This window comes from Pinirhizobacter sp. (assembly GCF_035317885.1).
In the GTDB taxonomy this organism is placed as follows: Bacteria; Pseudomonadota; Gammaproteobacteria; order Xanthomonadales; family Rhodanobacteraceae; genus Pinirhizobacter.
Map to the genome: position 1 here is coordinate 1 of NZ_DATHFX010000534.1, position 2,375 is coordinate 2,375.

Below are 2,375 nucleotides of genomic sequence, written 5' to 3' on the forward strand. Positions count from 1 at the left end.
GCCGGGAACCAGGATGACGTCGAAGCCCGCGGCGCCCGCGAAACGCTCGGCCATGCCGACGCCATCCTGGTTCCCGGCGGCTTCGGCAAGCGTGGTTTCGAAGGCAAGGTGCTGGCCGCCCGTTATGCGCGCGAAAACGGCGTGCCGTATTTCGGCATCTGCTACGGCATGCATGCGGCGGTGGTTGAATTTGCCCGCAACATTGCCGGGTTGCCCCAGGCCGATTCCACCGAAAACGACCGCAACGCGGTGGATCCGGTCATTGCGCTGATCACCGAATGGACAACCACCAGCGGTGAAGTGGAGCTGCGTTCGGAGCGTTCGGACCTCGGCGGCACCATGCGCCTGGGTGCGCAGGAATGCCGCCTGAAGGCCGGCACCCTGGCCCGGGAGCTCTATGGCGAAGACATCATCCGTGAGCGCCATCGCCATCGCTACGAATTCAACAACCGCTATCGCCAGCCGTTCGAAGACCTGGGCCTGGTGATCTCGGGCAAGTCCATGGACGACCTGCTGGTGGAGATCGTCGAGCTGCCGCAGCAGAAGCACCCCTGGTTCCTCGGTTGCCAGGCGCATCCGGAGTTCACCTCCACGCCGCGCGATGGCCATCCGCTGTTCATCGGGTTCGTCCGCGCGGCCCGTGAATACAAGGCCGTGCGCCAGGGCGAACGCCTTGCCGCCGTGCAGGAGACCGCCGCATGAAGCTCTGTGGGTTCGATGTCGGCCTCGACAAGCCGCTGTTCCTGATTGCCGGTCCCTGCGTGATCGAGTCGATGCAACTGCAATTGGACGTTGCCGGCACGCTGAAGGAAATCACCGGCCGCCTGGGGATCAATTTCATCTTCAAGTCGAGCTTCGACAAGGCCAACCGTTCCTCGGACAAGAGCTTCCGCGGTCCGGGCCTGGAAGAGGGCCTGAAGGTACTGGCCGCGGTGAAGTCGCAGATCGGCGTGCCCGTCATCACCGACGTGCATGAATACACCCCGATGGACGAAGTGGCCTCGGTGGTCGACGTGCTGCAAACGCCGGCCTTCCTGTGCCGCCAGACCGATTTCATCCAGAACGTCGCCCGCGCGGGCAAGCCGGTGAATATCAAGAAGGGCCAGTTCCTGGCCCCGTGGGACATGAAGAACGTGGTGGCCAAGGCACGCGACGTCGGCAACGATCAGATCCTGGTCTGCGAGCGTGGTGCCAGCTTCGGCTACAACAACCTGGTATCGGACATGCGCTCACTGGCCGTGATGCGCGAAACCGATTGCCCGGTTGTGTTCGACGCCACCCACTCGGTGCAGCTGCCCGGTGGGCAAGGCACCAGTTCCGGCGGCCAGCGGGAATTCGTTCCCGTACTGGCGCGCGCAGCCGTGGCAGTGGGAGTTTCGGGCCTCTTCGCCGAAACCCATCCGGATCCCTCCAAGGCCCTGAGCGACGGCCCGAACGCCTGGCCGCTCGGCCAGATGGAAGAACTCCTCGAAACCCTCATGGAGCTCGACCAGGTGGTGAAGAAACGCGGTTTCCGCGAACACGCCTAAAGCGCGCGCCATGGGCGCGGGGGACCCAACCTAAGCGGCCACCTACCAAATCACCGGTCGGCAGGGCCATCATGTATCGATCTTTTCATACCACGGGAAGCGCATGACCACCGATATCACCCGCATCCACGCCCGCGAAATCCTCGACTCGCGCGGTAATCCCACCCTCGAGGCCGAGGTCGTGCTCGGCAATGGCGCCTTTGGCCGCGCCGCCGTGCCCAGCGGTGCCTCGACGGGTTCGCGTGAAGCGGTGGAGTTGCGCGATGGCGACAAGTCCCGCTACGGCGGCAAGGGCGTGCGCCAGGCAGTTGCCAACGTCAATGGCGTGATCGCCAGCACAATGGCGGGCTTCGATGCCGCCGACCAGAAGGGCCTGGATGCCAAGCTGATCGCCCTGGACGGCACGCCGAACAAGGGCAAGCTTGGCGCCAACGCCCTGCTGGGTGTTTCCATGGCAGCCGCCCACGCGGTGGCAGCTTCCCACGGCCAGGCGCTGTGGCAGTACCTGGCGCGCGACCGCGCCGGTACCTTGCCGGTGCCGATGATGAATATCATCAACGGCGGTGCCCATGCGGACAACAACGTCGACGTGCAGGAATTCATGATCCTGCCGGTGGGCCTGCCCAACTTCGCCGAGGCCCTGCGCGCGGGCGCTGAGATCTTCCACGCGCTCAAATCCGTGCTCAAGGGCCGGGGCATGAATACCGCAGTGGGCGACGAAGGCGGCTTCGCGCCGAACCTGAAGTCGAATGTCGAGGCGCTGGATACCATCCTGGAAGCCGTGCACACCACCGGCTATAAGGTCGGCTCGGACATCCTGCTGGGCCTGGACGTGGCCAGCACCGA

The 2,375-nt window shown here is 64.8% G+C and carries 3 protein-coding genes; all 3 read left to right on the plus strand.

The features are described from left to right. Positions 1–702: glutamine amidotransferase-related protein (locus tag VK519_RS17610; RefSeq protein WP_414692773.1), on the plus strand; the 702-nt coding region annotated here is incomplete at its 5' end. Further along, positions 699–1,529 (plus strand): 3-deoxy-8-phosphooctulonate synthase, encoded by an 831-nt coding sequence (gene kdsA, locus VK519_RS17615; RefSeq protein WP_324351949.1) that lies wholly within the window; start codon positions 699–701, stop codon positions 1,527–1,529. The genes VK519_RS17610 and kdsA, both read left to right, overlap by 4 nt. A 103-nt stretch (positions 1,530–1,632) precedes the next feature. Next, on the plus strand, positions 1,633–2,375 hold a 743-nt coding region (gene eno, locus VK519_RS17620; protein WP_414692774.1), incomplete at its 3' end, for a phosphopyruvate hydratase.